The sequence below is a fragment of the Streptomyces luteoverticillatus genome, assembly GCF_003970715.1.
In the GTDB taxonomy this organism is placed as follows: domain Bacteria; phylum Actinomycetota; class Actinomycetes; order Streptomycetales; family Streptomycetaceae; genus Streptomyces; species Streptomyces abikoensis.
On sequence record NZ_CP034587.1, the window covers coordinates 4,767,253 to 4,784,285 of the forward strand.

A 17,033-nucleotide genomic window follows, 5' to 3' on the forward strand; every position below is an offset into this window, starting at 1 on the left:
TCCTCGTCCGCCGTCCACCCCTGCACGACGAGATCCCTCGTCTCCTCGTCCACCCACACAGCGGGTGATCCGTGATCTCCGGACTCGGGATCTTTACCGACGAACCGTAAGGCCATGGCGTCCCTCCCTGTCGAGCGCGTTGCGCCTGGTTGCACGCCCTCACTCTGCCCGAGAGGCGCGGTTGAAGAGGGGGAATCCGCGATGCCGATCAGCCGCGAAGCACAGCCTCACGCTGAGGATGCTCATGGACGCGACCCGGGCATGAGGAAGCCCCCGCCGTAGCGGGGGCTCCTTGCCTCGGAAGATCAGGGATCAGGCGCCGATGGCCTGCTTGACCTGGGCCAGGCTCGGGTTCGTCATGGTGATAGCCTCGCCACCCCCGGAGGGAACGATGTGGACCGTCGGGACCGTCTGGTTCCCGCCGTTCGCCTTCTCCACGAAGGCCGCCGACTCGGGGTCGAGCTCGATGTTGATCTCGTTGTAGGCGATGCCCTCGCGGTCCAGCTGGGTCTTCAGACGGCGGCAGTAGCCGCACCAGGTGGTGCTGTACATCGTCACGGTGCTCGGCATGCGACCCGCGCTCCTTCTTCCTCGGGGGGAGATTCCGGAGGAAGAACGCACACCCGCGGCCCAGCATTCCCGACCGTTCCCGACGCATCGCGGTATTAGTACGACCGGTCTGCCCCACCTGTGGACGACATTCCCGGTCGCCCCGCCGGACCTGGCAGCATGGCGGGGTGACAGCAGCAACGCACTCCACTCTCTTCCCGCAGGTGCCGGACTCGGCCGACGCGGTGCTCGACGGGCTCGACCCCGAGCAGCGCGAGGTCGCCATGGCCCTGAGCGGGCCGGTGTGCGTGCTGGCCGGGGCCGGTACGGGCAAGACCCGTGCGATCACCCACCGCATCGCCTACGGCGTCCGGTCCGGTCTGCTCCAGCCCGCGAGTGTGCTCGCCGTCACCTTCACCAACCGGGCGGCGGGCGAGATGCGCGGGCGGCTGCGCCAGCTGGGCGCGGGCGGGGTCCAGGCCCGTACATTCCACTCGGCCGCGCTGCGCCAGCTCCAGTACTTCTGGCCCAAGGCGGTCGGCGGCGAGCTGCCCCGGCTGCTGGAGCGCAAGGTCCAGGTGGTGGCGGAGGCGGCGGCCCGCTGCCGGATCCGGCTCGACCGCAATGAGCTGCGCGATGTGACGGGCGAGATCGAGTGGGCGAAGGTCACCCAGACCGTCCCCGAGGACTATCCGGCCGTCGCCGCCAAGACCGGCCGGGAGGTCCCCCGGGACCCGGCCGAGATCGCCCTGGTCTACGGGACGTACGAGCAGCTCAAGCGCGAGCGCGGCGTGATCGACTTCGAGGACGTGCTGCTGCTGACCGTGGGCGTCCTCCAGGACCGGCACGACATCGCCGAGACCGTCCGCCGCCAGTACCAGCACTTCGTGGTCGACGAGTACCAGGACGTCAGCCCGCTCCAGCAGCGGCTGCTCGAGCTGTGGCTGGGCGACCGCGACAATCTGTGCGTGGTCGGTGACGCCAGCCAGACGATCTATTCGTTCACCGGCGCCACCCCCGACCACCTGCTGAACTTCCGGGTCCGGCATCCGCACGCCACCGTCGTCAAGCTCGTCCGCGACTACCGCTCCACCCCCCAGGTGGTCCACCTGGCCAACGGGCTGCTGGCCCAGGCCCGCGGCCGGGCCGCCGAGCACCGGCTGGAGCTGGTCTCCCAGCGCCCCGCCGGCCCCGCCCCCGTCTACGGGGAGTACGCGGACGAGCCCGCCGAGGCCGAGGGCACCGCCCGCCGGGTCCGGGAGCTGATGGACTCCGGGGTGCCCGCGAGCGAGATCGCGATCCTCTACCGCGTCAACGCCCAGTCCGAGATCTACGAGCAGGCCCTCGCCGACGTCGGGGTGCCCTACCAGCTGCGCGGCGCCGAGCGCTTCTTCGAGCGCCCCGAGGTGCGCGAGGCCGGCCTGCTGCTGCGGGGCGCGGCCCGCGCGGGCGGCCACTCCGACCCCCAGCTGGCCGGTGTGGACGACGTGCCTTCCCAGGTGCGCGCCGTGCTCGGCACGCGCGGCTGGAAGCCCGAGCCCCCGGCGGGCTCGGGGGCGGTCCGGGACCGCTGGGAGTCCCTGGCGGCCCTGGTGCGCCTCGCCGAGGACTTCGTCCGGGCCCGCCCGGCGGCCACCCTCGCCGACCTGGTGGCCGAGCTGGACGAGCGGGCGAGCGCCCAGCACGCGCCCACGGTGGAAGGAGTGACGCTCGCCTCACTGCACGCGGCCAAGGGCCTGGAGTGGGACGCCGTCTTCCTGGTGGGGCTCACCGAGGGCATGATGCCGATCACCTACGCCAAGACCGACGAGCAGGTGGAGGAGGAGCGCCGGCTGCTCTATGTCGGCGTCACCCGGGCCCGGGTCCATCTGTCGCTGTCCTGGGCGCTGTCCCGGACCCCGGGCGGCCGGCCCTCCCGGCGGCCCACCCGCTTCCTCAACGGCCTGCGGCCCGGCTCCGCGGCCGTGCGCCCGGCCTTCTCCGGCGCGGCCGGCCAGGGGGGCGTCGAGCGCGGCGCCGGGGCGGTGCGCAAGCGGCGCGGCTCCGCCCGGTGCCGGGTCTGCGGCCGGACGCTGACGGACGCGGGCGAGATCAAACTGATGCGCTGCGAGGACTGCCCCTGCGAGCTCGACGAGGCGCTCCACGAACGGCTGCGCGACTGGCGGGCCGAGCAGGCCCGGCTGCTGGGCCAGCCCGTCTACTGCGTCTTCACCGACAAGACGCTCCTCGCGATCGCCGAGGCCGTTCCGGGAACCGAAGCGGAGCTCGCGCGCATCTCAGGAGTCGGAGGACGGAAGCTCGGGAAGTTCGGGGCCGACGTTCTCGCCCTGTGCGCGGGCGATGATCCGGGCTCGGCGGATGTGTCCCAGGACACCTCCCAAGAAACTCCGGAAAAATAGTTTGCGCGTGTGGAGGCAGTGCCCATAGCCTTCCGAGCAGGGAAGCGACGGGTTCTTTCAGGATCCGTTGGGTCCGTGCTGTACTGAAACCGAAGACTTGACCGTGTCACAGCGGTCCCCGAGACGCCGAGAGGAGGCGGAGACAATGATCAGCTTTATGGCCAGCGACAAAATGACCGATCGCCAGATCGGCTCCGCCGTCATGCTCGGCTTCCTCGGCTCCTTCCAGGGCACCGGTCTGTCCGGCGCCACCCAGGTCGTCACCCCGGTCCGGCCGGAACAGCGACCGACCAAGGGATCCGAGGTAAGGGCAGCAGCTGAGGCGCAGGCCATTCAGGCCTATGCCCTCTCGGCGGTCGCCAATGGCGCCGGATCCCTGAACGCAGCGCACCACCTTCCCAAGACGTGGGCCTTCCGTGGGCTCGAACCCTGGAGAGATCCAGCCTGATCGGCATGATCAGGTCGGCACCTTCCAGGGCCGCGGAACCCACACCGGGATCCGCGGCCCTTTTGTTTGCCCCCGAGCCAGGGGAAAACCAGCCCGGCCACCAGCCGGAACAACAGACGAGGAAACACCCACCGTGCAACTCAAGGCGCACACCCCGTCCGTAGCGACCGACCTGATCCCCCCGCCCGTCCCCACGGAGGACACCTTGACCCCGCTGACCGCCCTCACCGACCTCGACGAGGCCATCGAGAACCTCGACGTCCCGGTTCCCTGCCGCAGCTATGACCCGGAGGTCTTCTTCGCCGAGTCCCCGGCCGACGTCGAGTACGCCAAGTCCCTCTGCCAGACCTGCCCGCTGCGCGCCGCCTGCCTCGCCGGGGCCATGGACCGCCGCGAGCCCTGGGGCGTCTGGGGCGGCGAGCTGTTCGTCCAGGGTGTGGTCGTCGCCCGCAAGCGGCCGCGTGGCCGCCCGCGCAAGAACCCGGTCAGCGCATGACCGCCAACGGCACCATCGACCGCCCCTGGACGCACGACCCCAAGAAGCAGGACCCGACGATGCACTCCACCTCCGAGCCATTCGCCCCCGACACCGCTCATGAACGCTCCGGCGCGACCGCTTCGCGTCAGAACAGGAACCACGCCATGCAACTCATCCCAGAAGCCCTGGCCAGGGCTCATATGCACGACCGGCTGAGGGAGGCCGAGTCGCAACGGAGGGCCGTGCGGCTGGTCAGCGCCCGCCGGATGCAGCGCCGCGCCGAGCGCGCGTCGCTGCGGGCCCGCCGGGCCCTGGCCATGGCCGTGATGCAGTGACCCACCGCGGGGCCGGTCCTTTCGGACCGGCCCCGCACCCCGTTCGGGTGTGCCACCCACGCCGGGCCCGCTCACGGGGATATCGTCTGGGAGTGGACCGCAAGACGCATGAATCCGCGCGGCTGGACCCCGGGGCCGACAAGCCCGTCGTGTGCGCTCGCTGTGGCGCCCCGGCACCGGGCGGGACACCGCCGCCGACCTGGATCTGTTCCGTCGAGAACGGCAGCCGCCACTACTTCTGTGACGACTGCGCCCGCGCCAACCTCAGAGCCATCGAAGGACGCCTCGACTCGTCCTGGTGGTGAACCGGGACGAGCCGGGCCGCTCCGGTTCGCCCCAGCCCATCCCGGCCTGTCCTCAGGCGGAGTTGCCCTGACTACGGTCGTCGGTGGTGAAACCGGGCACCCACGCCTCCATTTCGTCACGCAGCCGCACCGTGGCGCCCAGTTGGCACAGCACCCCTATGGTGCTCATCGTCACCCGGTGTATCAGCAGATAGGCCGGGGGCAGATTGAGCTGCCGGGCCAGCTGGTAGGCGGGGGAGCGGGGATCGGCTATCCGGGTCGCCTGCGCCCGGAGCCAGTCCCGGGTGAAGGTGAACTCCTCCACCTGTGCCGGCTCGATGATGGGCAGGAGATAGTCGAGCACCGCCCCCGGGTCCAGCTCGATCTCCGGCTTGACGAAGCCCTCGTCGCGCAGCAGTTCGTGGACCGCGTCCGCCTTGCCGTCGAGGGTCAGTCGCAGCGCCGTGCCGATCTCGACGGGCAGCCCTCTCGGCAGCCGGTCGACCGTGCCGAAGTCCAGCACCCCCAGCCGCCACTTCTCCGGCGGACCGTCGGGCGCGTCCCCGGTCAGCAGCCGGAAGTTGCCCGGATGCGGGTCGGCGTGGAGGAGCCCGGTACGGGCCGCGCCCGAGAAGAGGAAGCGCGCCAGCAACTGCCCGGCCCGGTCCCGCATCTCCTGGCTGCCGTCCGCTATCACCTCGGACAGTGGCACCCCGTCCAGCCACTCCGTCACCAGCACCTGATCCCCGTGGTGGACGACGTCCGGCACCGTCACATCGGGATCCCCGGCGAACTCCCGGGCGTGCGCGCTCTGGGCCCGCGCCTCCAGCTCGTAGTCCAGCTCCTCCGACACCCGGTCGCGCAGCTCGGAGATGAGCGGCTTGATGTCCATTCCGGGGACCAGCGGACCCAGCAGCTTGGCGAACCGGCCCAGTTGCGTCAGATCGGAGAGCAGCGCGTCACCCGCTCCCGGATACTGCACCTTGACGGCCACCTCGCGCCCGTCGTGCCAGACGGCCCGGTGCACCTGCCCGATGGACGCGGCCGCCGCCGGCTTGTCCTCGAACTCCTCGAACAGCTCGCGCCAGTCCTCGCCGAGCCGCTCCGCCAGCGCCGCGTGCACCGAGGCCACCGGCATCGGGGGAGCCGCTTCCTGAAGCTTGGTGAGCGCCGCCCGGTAGGGACCGGCGATCTGCTCGGGCAGGGCCGACTCGAAGACGGACAGCGCCTGCCCCAGCTTCATGGCACCTCCCTTGAGCTGCCCCAGGGTCGAGAAGAGCTGCTCCGCCGTGCGCTGCTGCAGCTCGGCGGCGATCATCTCCGCCGGGCGGCCGCCGATACGCTTCCCCAGCCCGAGCGCCGTGCGCCCCGCGAACCCCAGTGGTAGCGCGGCCAACTTGACGGTACGGGTGACCGCCTTGCGGGGTAGATCAGACATGCGCCCCTCCAACTAGCTGAACAGCCACGCCTCGTACGGCGGTTACCGGGTCATTCTCCCGTGCGCCGCCTCCGCGATCCCTGGACGTTCCGTCGCCCCGGGCCGCGGCGCCGCACGGGCACCGCGGATGCGGTGCGACGGGCTTGGGGTGCTGCCGGACCGGACCCGGAAGGGCCAGCTCCAGCCGGACCCCGGCGCCCGGCGCGGCCCCACCGTCGAGAAGGGCGAGCGCCCACGCCACGGTCAGCCCCGCCACGACCGTGGCCAGTGCCATGTCGCAAGACGGTACCCCCGAGGCGCGCCCGGACCTCCACTGGGCGAGCATCCGTGGCCATACCGCGTCCCGTTCGGACCGTTCCCGATCAATACAGCCCGCACACGCCGTTTTGCCCGGCAGTACCAGCGGACCCACCAGCCCGGTGGCCTCCAGCACCCCCGCGTACAGATGAGGAGTCCCGGCCGCGATCAGCTCCTCGGCAGCCGCCGGGTCCGGCGCGAAGGCCGCCAGACCGTCGCGCGGCGCGAACACCACCAGCCCCAGCGGTCTCTCCCCGCCCTCCCCGCCCTCCGCGCGTTTCCCTCGCTCGCCCCGGGAGCCGCCCGGCCGGCCCCGGGGCGGGGGCACCGGCGCGGCCTGCCGTACGGCGTGCCGCGCGGCGACGTCCCGCCGCTCCCCGGTCCGCTCGGCGCCCACACCCCCGGGCGCCACGTCCCACGGCTCCACACAGCCGCCGTCCCGCACGTCGACCCGGCCCACTCCCGACGCGGACAGCAGCGCCGCGACCGTCGCCCCCACCCGCCCCGCGCCCCGCACCTGCACCCGCGCCTTCTGCCGCTCCGCCATCACCCGCAGCGCCGCGCCGGGCCCGGGATGGAGCACGGACAGCGCGGCCAGGTCCGGCCGCAGCCGCTCCAGGGCGCCGCCCCGCCCCCGCAGCGCGGCGGCCTCGGCGCCGCCCCCGCGCGGATCGTCCAGCAGCCCGGCCGCCGCCAGCCGCCCCACCAGCTCGTCCGCCCGCCCCTCCGGCAGCCCCATCCCCCGGGCCTCCTCGCGGAGCAGGGGCATCCCCCGCGTCCCGTCGAGCAGCCCGAGGAAGGAGCCCGTCGCCGTGTCCACCGGCCCCAGCAGCACCGCGTGCGCGGGGGCGACCCCGAACTGGACCGTGTCCCGGCTGCGCCAGGCCCGGCGCAGCGCGGGCTTGAGCATCGGATGCGCGGCGGTCGTGGTTGTCGTCGTGGCCGTAGCTGTGGCCGTGGCCGTAGCTGTGGTCGTGGTCGTTGTCGGCATGGCTCCCCCTTCGTCCGTGCCACAGCCTGCCCGCCCCGGCCGTCCGCCGTGCGGCGTTGTCCACAGGGAGGGGGCGTTAGTCATACAAGCCGTGCGCTCCTTGGGGTCTTTCCCCGACAACCGACGGAGGGGCGGGACTTCCCGCACCGCCAGCGGGTAACGTCGGGGCGTGCCCGTCGACCCCCTGCACAGTGCCGCGAGACCGTCGCGCAGCGCCCCGAGCCCGCTCTCCCGAGGCCAGGAGGGCGACGCGGTCGAGGTCCGGCGGAGCACGCGCCGCAGGAGGACGGTCTCCGCGTACCGCGAGGGCGATCGCACGATCGTGCTCATTCCCGCCCGGATGTCGGACGCGGAGGAGCGGCGCTGGGTGGGCGTGATGCTCGACAAGCTCGCGGCGCAGGAGAGCCGGCGGATGCTGGGCGACGCCGAGCTGGCCGACCGGGCCCACCGCCTCTCCGAGCAGTACCTGGACGGCCGCGCCCGCCCCGCCTCCGTGCGCTGGGTCACGAACCAGAACACCCGCTGGGGCTCCTGTACCCCCGCCGAGGGCAGCATCCGCCTCTCGCACCGCCTCCAGGGCATGCCCGAGTACGTCGTCGACTACGTCCTCCTCCACGAGCTGGCGCACCTTCTCGTCCCCGGTCACGGCCCCGAGTTCTGGCGCCTCCTGGAGGCGTACCCGCGTACCGAGCGCGCCCGGGGCTACCTCGAGGGCGTGGTCGCCGCCGACCGGCTGCCCCACCTCCCGGCCGCCCGCGGCGAGTGACGGGCCCGTAGGCGGGCCGCCCCGGCATCGGCGGCTGTCGCCGCCAGCGGTTAGCCTGGCGCAACGCATTCACCACGGGTACGGATGGGGGACGGGCGTCACGCATGTCCAGGGAATTCCAGCGCGGCCACAAGGCCAAGATCAGTGACCTGACGGCGGGGACGGATCTGTATGTGGGAGTGCAGATCGGCGGCCCTGGCCTGACCTTCGACGTCAGCTGCTTCGGCCTCGACGCCGACGAGAGGCTCTCGGACGACCGGTACTTCATCTTCTTCAACCAGCCGAAGTCACCGGAGGAGGCCGTCCAGCAGCTGGGCGCGCAGGCCGGTGACACGGAATCCTTCCGGGTCACCCTCGACCGCGTCCCGGCCCACATCCGCAAGCTCAGCTTCACGGCGACGCTGGACGGCGACGGCCGGATGTCGCAGGCCGGCCCGGGCTACCTCCGGGTCGTCGCGGGCGGCGTGGAGGTCGCGCGCTACTCCTTCACCGGCACGGAGTTCACCACCGAGCGCGCGGTGATGCTCGGTGACATCTATCTGAAGGACGTCTGGCGGTTCGCCGCCGTCGGGCAGGGCTTCGACGGCGGGCTCGAAGCGCTGCTGAGGAACTTCGGCGGCGAGGTACTCGAGGAGGAGGAGCCCGCTCCGGCAGCGGCCGCCCCCAACCCGGGCGCCGCCGTGCCCGCCTTCGCGCCCCCCGCGCAGACCGACGCGCCCCCGGCCTTCGCACCCCCGGCAGCGCAGCAGCCCCCGGCGGCACAACAGCAACCCCCTGCCGCCGCCCCGGCACCCCAGCCTTCGGCGGCCTCCCAGGTACACGCCGCCCCCACCCTCGCCGCGCCCATCGCCCCGCCCGGCTACTTCTCCGGCGGCGGCCACGCGAACCCCGGCGGTCTCGCACCCACCAATGGTCACTCCAGCGGTCAGACGCCCCCGGTGGCGTCGTCCCGCCGCCCGGTCCGCCCGGCGTCCCGGGGCAGCACGCCTCGTACGGCCGGCAGGCCGCGCCGGCCCACGCGTACCCCGCCCAGCAGCCCTACGGCGCGCCGCCCCCGCCCCCCGGGCAGCCCCACGGCATGCCCGCCGCGCCCGCCCAGCCCTACCCGGGCGCCCCGCAGGCCCCGTACGGCCAGCAGCCCCACGGCCAGGCCCCGCAGGGCCACCCCGGCCCGTACGCCCCGGCGGCCCCCGGCACGCCCCCGCCCCACGTCCCCGGCGTCCAGGCGGCGCTGGACAAGTACCGCGAGGTGCCCACCGGGCAGCGCTGGACGCTGCAGAACTCCAAGCTCATCAGGGTCGACCTCGGCGCCGACCCCCAGCCCGTGCTCGCCCGGCAGGGCAGCATGGTGCTCTACCAGGGCAAGGTCGACTTCGGCTACAAGGGCGCCGGCTTCATGGGCCGCATCGTCGGCGGGGCCACCGGCCAGGAGATGCAGCTGATGCGCTGCACCGGCCGCGGCCAGGTCTTCCTCGCCGAGAACTCCGCGCACGTCCACCCCATCCAGCTGGAGAACGACGCGATCTGCGTCAGCGCCGACGCGGTGCTCGCCTTCGACGAGTCGCTGCACCACGAGGTGCGCCGGATCGACGGTCACGGCATCCCCGGCGGGGCGCTGTTCACCATGCAGTTCCAGGGCACCGGCACCGTCGTCGTCAAGACCCACGGCACGCCCGTGGTGCTGCCCGTCACCCCCACCACCTTCGCCGACAGCAACGCCATCGTGGCCTGGTCGGCGGGCGCCCAGGTGATCATCTCCAGTCAGGTGCGGCTGCGCCGCGCCTCCTACCCGGGACACAGCGGAGAGGCCGTGAACCTCCAGTTCCGGGGCGCGCCCGGCAACTTCATCGTCGTCCAGCCCTACGAGGTCTGAGGGAAGCCGAAATGACCATGCATCAGATGCCGATGGGCCAGCCGCCGTTCCCGGGCCACGCCGCCCCCGTACCGTCGGGGCCGCGCATGGAGAACCACGGCAGCAGCATGCTCAAGGTCGCCATGCGGACCGGCCAGGACCTCTTCGCCCGCACGGGCTCGATGGTCGCCTACGAGGGCTACGTCCAGTACGACCCGAACCCGCCCGCCGTCCGGCAGATGGCCTCCCAGTGGCTCACCGGCGAGGGCGTTCCCCTCATGCGCTGCCACGGCGACGGCCTGCTCTATCTCGCCGACTACGGGGCGGACGTCGTCTGCCTCCAGCTCAACGGCGACTCCCTGTCCGTCAACGGCACCAACGTCCTCGCCTTCGACTCCCAGCTCCAGTGGGGCGTCGAGCGCGTCAAGGGCATGGCGAAGTTCGCCGGACAGGGCCTGTTCAACGTGGGCATCAGCGGCACCGGCTGGGTGGCGCTGACCTCCCGCGGCACACCGATCGTCGTCGACTGCGGCCGCGGCGACGACGAGACCTATGTCGACCCCGACGCGCTCGTCGCCTGGTCCAGCAATCTCCGGATGAAGGGCAAGCGCAGCTTCAAGGCGTCCTCCCTGATCGGCCGGGGCAGCGGCGAGGCCTACCAACTGGGCTTCTCCGGCGAGGGCTTCGTGGTCGTCCAGCCCAGCGAGGACAGCACCGACCGGCTCCGGGCCCGGGGCTGAGGGGGAGAACGAGAACGTCATGCAGAGCCCGCTTTTCGCCTACACCGAGGCCCAGTCGCAGGACCGCTACGCCCTGCAGAACGCGCAGATGCTGCGGGTCTCCCTCACCGGCCACGAGGACGTCCTCGCCCGCAAGGGCTCGATGGTCGCCTACCAGGGCATGGTCGAGTTCGACGCCGAGTACCAGACGCGCGGCCAGCAGCACTCGCGCACGTACACGGGCGAGGGCCTGGACCTGATGCGCTGCTCCGGCCAGGGCACGGTCTACTTCGCCAACCTGGCCCAGCACGTCCACATCATGGACGTGGACCGGGACGGCCTGACCGTGGACGGCTCCTACGTCCTGGCCCTGGACTCCAGCCTCCACTGGGAGACCGTCGCCGTGGACAGCCAGTACGGGATCTCCGGTACGGGCTCGTACCAGCTGAACATCTCCGGCCAGGGCAAGGTCGCGCTGATGACCTCCGGTCATCCGCTGATGCTCCAGGTCACCCCCGAAAGCGTCGTCAGCGCCGACGCGGACGCGGTGGTCGCCTGGTCGGCGTCACTGCGGGTGCAGATGCAGGCGCAGACGTCCTCGTCCGGCGTGTGGCGGCGCCGCGGCGGCACGGGCGAGGGCTGGGAGCTCAGCTTCTCCGGTCACGGCTACGCGCTGGTGCAGCCCAGCGAGCTGCTGCCGCCGCAGGGCACGGAGATCGGCCAGGGCCTCATGGCCCAGTACGGCCTGGGACAGCACGGCGCCCACGCCCAGAACCAGGGCAACATCTGGACCAACTGACCAGAGGCACCCGGATGTAAGGGGCGGTCACCATGGGTGACCGCCCCTTACGTCACTCCGTGACGCCTACAGGGCCTACAGGCGCGCGAGCGTCCGGCGCAGCAGCTCGACGACCGAGTCGTCGGCCACCGAGCCCACCTCGTCGTACGGGAACCAGCGCAGGTCCAGCGACTCGTCGCTGATCGCCTCCACCGCGCCCTCCGGCACCAGCGCCGCGTACTGCACGTCCAGGTGCCAGTTGCACGGCGCCGGGATCGGGTGCCGGTCCAGCCGGACCGGGCCGCCCGGCAGCAGCGTCAGGCCCGCGATGCCGGACTCCTCCGTGGCCTCGCGCAGCGCGGCCTCCTCGAGCGTGGCGTCGCCGGGCTCGCAGTGGCCGCCCATCTGGAGCCACATCCGCAGCTTGCGGTGGAGCGTGAGCAGCACCCGGCCGCGCGCGGGGTCGATCACCAGGGCGCTCGCCGTGACGTGCCCCGCCTGGCAGGGCTTCCACATGCCGTCCGGGTGGGTGGCGAGGTGGTCCAGGTAGAGGCCGCGCAGCTCCCCCTGGTCCGCGTACTCCTTGAGGACGAGGACCGCGTTCTCGTGCAGGCTCACTTCTTGTCGCCCTCGTCGCCCTTGTCGGCTTCACCGGACTCGTCCCGCTTCTTCTCCGGCGAACCGGAGGAGTCCTGGGAGCCCTGAGAGCCGTGCGCGCCCTTGGCGGCCTCGCCGAGCATCTTGTCGAGCTCGGAGAAGTCCAGGTGCTCACGGTGGACGAAGCCGTCCGGGTCGTCCAGGTCGGCGGCGGTGGGCAGCATGTCGGGGTGCTCCCACAGGCCGTCCCGGCCCTCCAGGCCGCGCGCGTCCGTCAGCGACGCCCACAGACGGGAGGCGTCCCGCAGCCGGCGGGGGCGCAGCTCCAGGCCGATCAGCGTGGCGAAGGTCTGCTCCGCGGGGCCGCCGGAGGCGCGCCGACGACGGAGCGTCTCGCGCAGCCGGTCGGCGGACGGCAGGTGCGGGGCGGCCGCCGCGTGCACGACCGCGTCCACCCAGCCCTCGACCAGCGCGAGCGCCGTCTCCAGCCGGGCCAGTGCGGCCTTCTGCTCCGGGGTGTCCTCCGGCTGGAACATGCCCTGCTGGAGAGCTTCCTGCAGCTGCTCGGGGTGCGTGGGGTCGAGCTGACCGACCACGTCCTCCAGCTTGGACGTGTCGACCTTGATGCCTCGGGCGTAGCCCTCGACGGCACCGAACAGATGCGAGCGCAGCCACGGCACGTGCGCGAAGAGCCGCTGGTGGGCGGCCTCGCGCAGGGCGAGGTAGAGCCGGACCTCCTCCTGCGGGACCTCCAGGCCCGAACCGAAGGCCTCGATGTTCACCGGGAGCAGCGCGGCCTTGCCCGCCGGGCCCAGCGGCAGGCCGACGTCGGTCGAGCCGACGACCTCGCCCGCGAGCACGCCCAGGGCCTGCCCGATCTGGGTGCCGAACATGGCGCCGCCCATGCTGCGCATCATGCCGAGCAGCGGGCCGGCCATGGCCTGCATCTCCTCGGGCAGCACACCGCCCATGGCGGCGCCGACGCGCTCGGCGACCGGGTCCACCAGGTCCTTCCACACGGGCAGGGTCGACTCGACCCACTCCGCGCGGGACCAGGCGACGGCCGTGCCCGCGCCGGACGGCAGGGACGTCACGCCGTCCAGCCACAGGTCGGCCAGGCGCACGGCCTCCTGGATCGCGGCGCGCTCGCCGTCGGTGACGCTGGCGTCCTTGGAGCCGTCGGCGGTGCCACGGGCGACGGTCTGGCGCGCGATGTCCTTGGCCATGTCCCAGTTCACCGGGCCGCCCTCGTAGGAGAGCATCTGGCCGAGCTGCTGGAAGGCGGCGCCAAGATCACCGGGGTTCATGGAGCCGCCGAACATCGCGGCGAAGGGGTTGTCCCCGCCGCCGGGGAGCCCGCCGAACCCGAAGGGATTCGCGGGCCCCTGGCCGCCTCCCTGGCCACCGCCCTTCTTCTTGCCGTCGTCGCCGTTCTCCGGCTCCTCCGGCGGAAGACCGAATCCGAATGGGGTGTCACTCACGGGTTTCCTCGGCTCGTAGGGCCGCCGGCTCCGGACCGGCGGCGAATGCCCGACAACACCACCAAGCGTAGACACCCCGCCGCTATCCGGGCTTGGTGCTCCGCTCGTCCGGGGCCTGCGGCAGGATGGACGTCACCTGGTACGTACGCGTCATGACAAACGTGATGGCACATACGTACTGAAGACAACCGCTGGAGACGCCCGGTGAGTTCCCCCGACCGAGAAGCCGACCGAGAAGTTCGCGCAGCGCGAAACGGTTCCGCGCGCGAAAGCGCGATCCCGCGCGCCCTGGCGCCGCGCGGCATGCCCGCGCGCGGCCGCCGGCCCGTCGTCGCGGTCACCGGTGCCGCACGCGGCGTCGGAGCGCTGCTCACGCGGCGCCTCGCCGCGTCCGAGGAGATCAAGCACGTGGTGGCGATCGACGAGCGCCGCGGCGACGTCACCGAGGCGCAGTGGCACGTCCTGGACGTCCGCGACCCGGTGATCGCCGAGAAGCTGCGCGGCGCCGACGTCGTCGTCCACCTCGCGCTGGACCTGGACCTGGAGGGCGACGCCGCCGCCCGCACCGCCTACAACGTGCGGGGCACCCAGACCGTGCTGACCGCCGCGGCGGCCGCCGGGGTGCACCGGGTGGTGCTGTGCACCTCCGCCATGGTCTACGGAGCGCACCCGGACAACGACGTGCCGCTCGCCGAGGACGCGGAGCTGCGCGCCACCGCCGAGGCGACGGGCGTGGGAGACCTGCTGGAGATAGAGCGGCTGGCCAGGCGCGCGCCCCGGGCGCACCCCGGCCTGAACGTGACCGTGCTGCGGCCCGCCGTCCTGGTCGGCGGCACCGACACGGCCCTGACCCGCTACTTCGAGTCGCCCCGCCTCCTGGTCGTCGCCGGCTCCCGGCCGACCTGGCAGTTCTGCCACGTCGAGGACCTGGTGAGCGCGCTGGAGTTCGCCGCCCTGGAGAAGGCGGAGGGGGAGCTGGCCGTCGGCTGCGACGGCTGGCTGGAGCAGGAGGAGGTCGAGGAGCTCACCGGCATCCGCCGCATGGAGCTGCCCTCGGCGGTCGCCCTCGGCGCGGCCTCCCGGCTGCACCGCCTGGGGCTGACCCCGTCCCCGGCGGGCGACCTCGCGTACACGATGCACCCCTGGGTCGTCAGCGGCCACCGGCTGCACGACGCGGGCTGGCGGCCCCGGTGGACCAACGAGGAGGTCCTCGCCGAGCTGCTGGAGGAGGTCGCCGGCCGCCACACCGTCGCCGGCCGCCGGCTGGGCCGCAAGGACGCCACCGCGGCGGGCGCCGCCGGCGCGACCGTCGCCCTGCTGGGCACCGCCGCCCTGGTCCGCAGGGCCCGCAAGGCCCGCCGCCGGCTGTAGCGGTTCGTACGGGGGCGCGGAGGGCACGGATGTGCGGGCGGTACGGGCCGGGAAGGACCCTGTGCGGCCGGAGGGGGCCTGATCGGCTTCCCGGTCCGGGAGCGGGGCCGCCGGGCCCGTAGAACCGCACAGGGCGCCTCACGCGGGCACTGGGGGAATCGCCACGATCGCCGGCCGGGGGCATACGGCACGATGGCTTCATGGCACCTCACCCGCCCTCCGGCACGCCCAGCCCCCGTACGCGTCACGACCACCCCGGCGAGCTCGCCGCCGGGGACCCCGTACGCCTCCTGGCGATCCGGGACACCCCGCTGTCCGTGGACGAGGTCTTCGCGGCGGTGGGCGACGGCGCGGCGGGCGGTACGGCCCTCTTCGTGGGCACGGTCCGGGACCACGACGGTGGCGCGGACGTCACCGGGCTCGGCTATTCCGCGCACCCGACGGCCGAGGCCGAGCTGCGCCGGGTCGCGGAGAAGGTCTCGGCCGACTTTCCGGTGCGGGCGCTGGCCGCCGTCCACCGGGTGGGGGAGCTGGCCGTGGGCGACCTGGCGGTGGTCGTGGCGGTCTCGTGCCCGCACCGGGCGGAGGCCTTCGAGGCGTGCCGTCGGCTGATCGACGACCTCAAGCGCGAGGTGCCGATCTGGAAGCACCAGACATTCGCGGACGGGACAGAAGAATGGGTCGGCGCGTAGCGCCGTCGGTCTGGGGGCACCTCCCAGCGGTAGCTGGGGGAGGGTGGGGGCGTAGGAGGACACGCAGGGTGTCCGAAGCTGTCCACTATTGGGTCGTCCCTGGTTGCGTAACCGGCCCCCTGACGTAAGCGTTGAGACCGAAGATGATTAATCTGCTCATCGGTTCAATGGCGATTGCGTAGGGGTCGGAGGCCGGCATGGCGGCGCTCGCTTGGTTGCTGATTCCCGCTGCGGCGGCCGTCGTGGCCGCGCTCTGGGGAAGCTGGGCGGCCAGAAACCGCAAGTCCGGGGATGTCGCGGAACTGGCCGGTTATGCCAAGTTCCGTGAGGCGATGGAACGGGCCGAGTCCGGATCCGGTCCGGCGAGCTGACCTGATTCGCCGGAGGGTTTTCGATGTCCGCCCCGGACGGACCGCCCCGGCGGTGGACTGTCGGACCGGTCCCGTACTGTCGTTCCATGCCCCGCCGCACAGCGACGATGCTCGCCTCCCTTCTGATGCTGATCGCGCTGCTCTGCGCAGGCGTGCTGATCCCCGTGCCCTACGCGGAGATGTCCCCGGGGCCGACGGTGAACACCCTGGGCGAGCACGGCGGTGAGCCGGTGCTCCAGATCTCGGGGCGCAAGACGTATCCGACGACCGGTCACCTCAATATGACGACGGTCCGCGTCACCGGCTCGCAGTACCGGATGAACCTGGTGGAGGCGGTCTGGGGCTGGCTCGCCCACGACAATCTGGTCGTCCCGCACAGCACGCTCTACCCGGACGACAAGTCCCCGGACGAGCTGAACCAGGAGACGGCGGAGGAGTTCAGCCAGTCCCAGGAGAGCGCCAAGGTCGCCGCCCTGAAGCAGCTGGACATCCCGGTGGGCACCCGGGTCGTCGTGTCGTCCGTCGTCAAGGGCAGCCCCGCCGAGGGCACGCTGCACGCCGGGGACGTCATCAAGGCGGTCGACGGCACGGAGATCAAGCAGCCGGGTGACGTGGCCAAGCTGGTCACCCGCCACAAGCCCGGCGAAAAGGTGACGTTCCGGGTCGTTCCCGTCAAGGAGGCGGCCGCCGCGGAGAAGGAGAAGCGGCAGCCGAAGACGGAGGACACCGTCACCCTCGTCACCAACAAGGCCCCCGACGACAACAGGGCCATCGTCGGCATCCAGGCCGGTACGGACCACACCTTCCCGTTCACGATCAACATCAAGCTCGCGGACGTGGGCGGGCCCAGCGCCGGGCTGATGTTCGCGCTGGGGATAGTCGACAAGCTGACGCCGGACGATCTGGCCGGCGGGAAGTTCATCGCGGGCACGGGCACGATCGACGACGACGGCAAGGTCGGCCCGATCGGCGGCATCGAGATGAAGACGGTCGGGGCGCGCTCCAAGGGCGCCCGCTACTTCCTCACGCCCAAGGACAACTGCGCGGCCGCCGCGAAGGACACCCCGTCGGGCCTGACCCTGATCAAGGTCGACACGATCAAGGACGCCCTCCAGTCGCTGGAGAAGCTCCGCAAGGGGGACACGGCCGGCCTGCCCCAGTGCAAGGCAGGCTGACCGGTCCCCCGC

The 17,033-nt window shown here is 72.4% G+C and carries 18 protein-coding genes and 1 pseudogene; 14 read left to right on the forward strand and 5 right to left on the reverse strand.

Features of this window, described 5'->3' with window-relative positions; translation table 11 throughout:
- Window positions 1-312 precede the first annotated feature (312 nt).
- Window positions 313-570, reverse strand: a complete 258-nt coding sequence (locus EKH77_RS21310) for a mycoredoxin (RefSeq protein WP_126915931.1) — start codon at window positions 568-570, stop codon at window positions 313-315.
- 167 nt (window positions 571-737) lie between these two features.
- On the opposite strand from EKH77_RS21310, the gene EKH77_RS21315 reads away from it, so the two are divergent.
- The 5 genes from EKH77_RS21315 (at window position 738) to EKH77_RS21335 (ending at window position 4,514) form a co-directional block, all read left to right on the forward strand.
- Complete coding sequence (locus tag EKH77_RS21315) at window positions 738-2,948, forward strand: ATP-dependent DNA helicase UvrD2 (RefSeq protein WP_276319235.1); 2,211 nt, start codon at window positions 738-740, stop codon at window positions 2,946-2,948.
- Between the two features lie 145 nt (window positions 2,949-3,093).
- Window positions 3,094-3,396, forward strand: coding sequence for a hypothetical protein (locus EKH77_RS21320; protein WP_164737833.1), 303 nt, complete (start codon window positions 3,094-3,096; stop codon window positions 3,394-3,396).
- A 133-nt stretch (window positions 3,397-3,529) separates the two neighbouring features.
- Entirely contained in the window at window positions 3,530-3,892 is a 363-nt protein-coding gene (locus EKH77_RS21325) for a WhiB family transcriptional regulator (RefSeq protein ID WP_126915934.1), read from the forward strand.
- Window positions 3,889-4,209: a hypothetical protein gene (locus tag EKH77_RS21330; RefSeq protein ID WP_126915935.1), complete on the forward strand. Its 321-nt coding sequence runs from the start codon at window positions 3,889-3,891 to the stop codon at window positions 4,207-4,209. The genes EKH77_RS21325 and EKH77_RS21330 overlap by 4 nt, the downstream gene beginning before the upstream one ends.
- A gap of 92 nt (window positions 4,210-4,301) precedes the next feature.
- On the forward strand, window positions 4,302-4,514 hold the full coding sequence (locus EKH77_RS21335) for a hypothetical protein (RefSeq protein ID WP_126915936.1): 213 nt from the start codon (window positions 4,302-4,304) through the stop codon (window positions 4,512-4,514).
- A 52-nt stretch (window positions 4,515-4,566) separates the two neighbouring features.
- On the opposite strand, the gene EKH77_RS21340 is transcribed toward EKH77_RS21335, so the two are convergent.
- Together EKH77_RS21340 and EKH77_RS21345 are read right to left on the reverse strand one after the other, a co-directional pair.
- Complete coding sequence (locus EKH77_RS21340; protein ID WP_126915937.1) at window positions 4,567-5,931, reverse strand: ABC1 kinase family protein; 1,365 nt, start codon at window positions 5,929-5,931, stop codon at window positions 4,567-4,569.
- Window positions 5,924-7,138: a ThiF family adenylyltransferase gene (locus EKH77_RS21345; RefSeq protein WP_126918203.1), complete on the reverse strand. Its 1,215-nt coding sequence runs from the start codon at window positions 7,136-7,138 to the stop codon at window positions 5,924-5,926. Before EKH77_RS21345 ends, EKH77_RS21340 begins: the two co-directional genes overlap by 8 nt.
- A gap of 250 nt (window positions 7,139-7,388) precedes the next feature.
- Here EKH77_RS21345 and EKH77_RS21350 point away from each other — a divergent pair, with 250 nt between their 5' ends.
- From EKH77_RS21350 to EKH77_RS21365, 5 genes and pseudogenes are all read left to right on the forward strand, one after another.
- A complete protein-coding gene (locus EKH77_RS21350; RefSeq protein ID WP_126915938.1) occupies window positions 7,389-7,985 on the forward strand; it encodes a M48 metallopeptidase family protein in 597 nt (198 codons plus the stop codon).
- 104 nt (window positions 7,986-8,089) lie between these two features.
- A pseudogene (locus EKH77_RS34770) lies at window positions 8,090-8,539 on the forward strand (TerD family protein); the annotation flags it as partial.
- A 524-nt stretch (window positions 8,540-9,063) separates the two neighbouring features.
- A complete protein-coding gene (locus EKH77_RS34775; RefSeq protein ID WP_430980997.1) occupies window positions 9,064-9,858 on the forward strand; it encodes an AIM24 family protein in 795 nt (264 codons plus the stop codon).
- A 17-nt stretch (window positions 9,859-9,875) separates the two neighbouring features.
- Entirely contained in the window at window positions 9,876-10,577 is a 702-nt protein-coding gene (locus EKH77_RS21360) for an AIM24 family protein (protein ID WP_397612544.1), read from the forward strand.
- A gap of 19 nt (window positions 10,578-10,596) precedes the next feature.
- On the forward strand, window positions 10,597-11,355 hold the full coding sequence (locus EKH77_RS21365; protein ID WP_126915939.1) for an AIM24 family protein: 759 nt from the start codon (window positions 10,597-10,599) through the stop codon (window positions 11,353-11,355).
- 75 nt (window positions 11,356-11,430) lie between these two features.
- Here the strand turns inward: EKH77_RS21365 and EKH77_RS21370 are convergent, their stop codons facing one another.
- Together EKH77_RS21370 and EKH77_RS21375 are read right to left on the reverse strand one after the other, a co-directional pair.
- Window positions 11,431-11,952, reverse strand: coding sequence for an NUDIX hydrolase (locus EKH77_RS21370; RefSeq protein ID WP_126915940.1), 522 nt, complete (start codon window positions 11,950-11,952; stop codon window positions 11,431-11,433).
- On the reverse strand, window positions 11,949-13,412 hold the full coding sequence (locus tag EKH77_RS21375) for a zinc-dependent metalloprotease (protein WP_126915941.1): 1,464 nt from the start codon (window positions 13,410-13,412) through the stop codon (window positions 11,949-11,951). Before EKH77_RS21375 ends, EKH77_RS21370 begins: the two co-directional genes overlap by 4 nt.
- Before the next feature lie 204 nt (window positions 13,413-13,616).
- Between EKH77_RS21375 and EKH77_RS21380 the strand changes: the two genes are divergently transcribed.
- The 4 genes from EKH77_RS21380 to EKH77_RS21390 all read left to right on the forward strand — a co-directional run bounded on the left by EKH77_RS21380 (window position 13,617) and on the right by EKH77_RS21390 (window position 17,021).
- Window positions 13,617-14,783, forward strand: a complete 1,167-nt coding sequence (locus EKH77_RS21380) for an SDR family oxidoreductase (protein ID WP_126915942.1) — start codon at window positions 13,617-13,619, stop codon at window positions 14,781-14,783.
- A 200-nt stretch (window positions 14,784-14,983) separates the two neighbouring features.
- Complete coding sequence (locus EKH77_RS21385) at window positions 14,984-15,475, forward strand: molybdenum cofactor biosynthesis protein MoaE (protein ID WP_126915943.1); 492 nt, start codon at window positions 14,984-14,986, stop codon at window positions 15,473-15,475.
- Between the two features lie 197 nt (window positions 15,476-15,672).
- Window positions 15,673-15,846, forward strand: a complete 174-nt coding sequence (locus EKH77_RS33050) for a hypothetical protein (protein WP_164737834.1) — start codon at window positions 15,673-15,675, stop codon at window positions 15,844-15,846.
- 86 nt (window positions 15,847-15,932) lie between these two features.
- On the forward strand, window positions 15,933-17,021 hold the full coding sequence (locus EKH77_RS21390; RefSeq protein ID WP_126915944.1) for a YlbL family protein: 1,089 nt from the start codon (window positions 15,933-15,935) through the stop codon (window positions 17,019-17,021).
- Window positions 17,022-17,033: the final 12 nt, after the last annotated feature.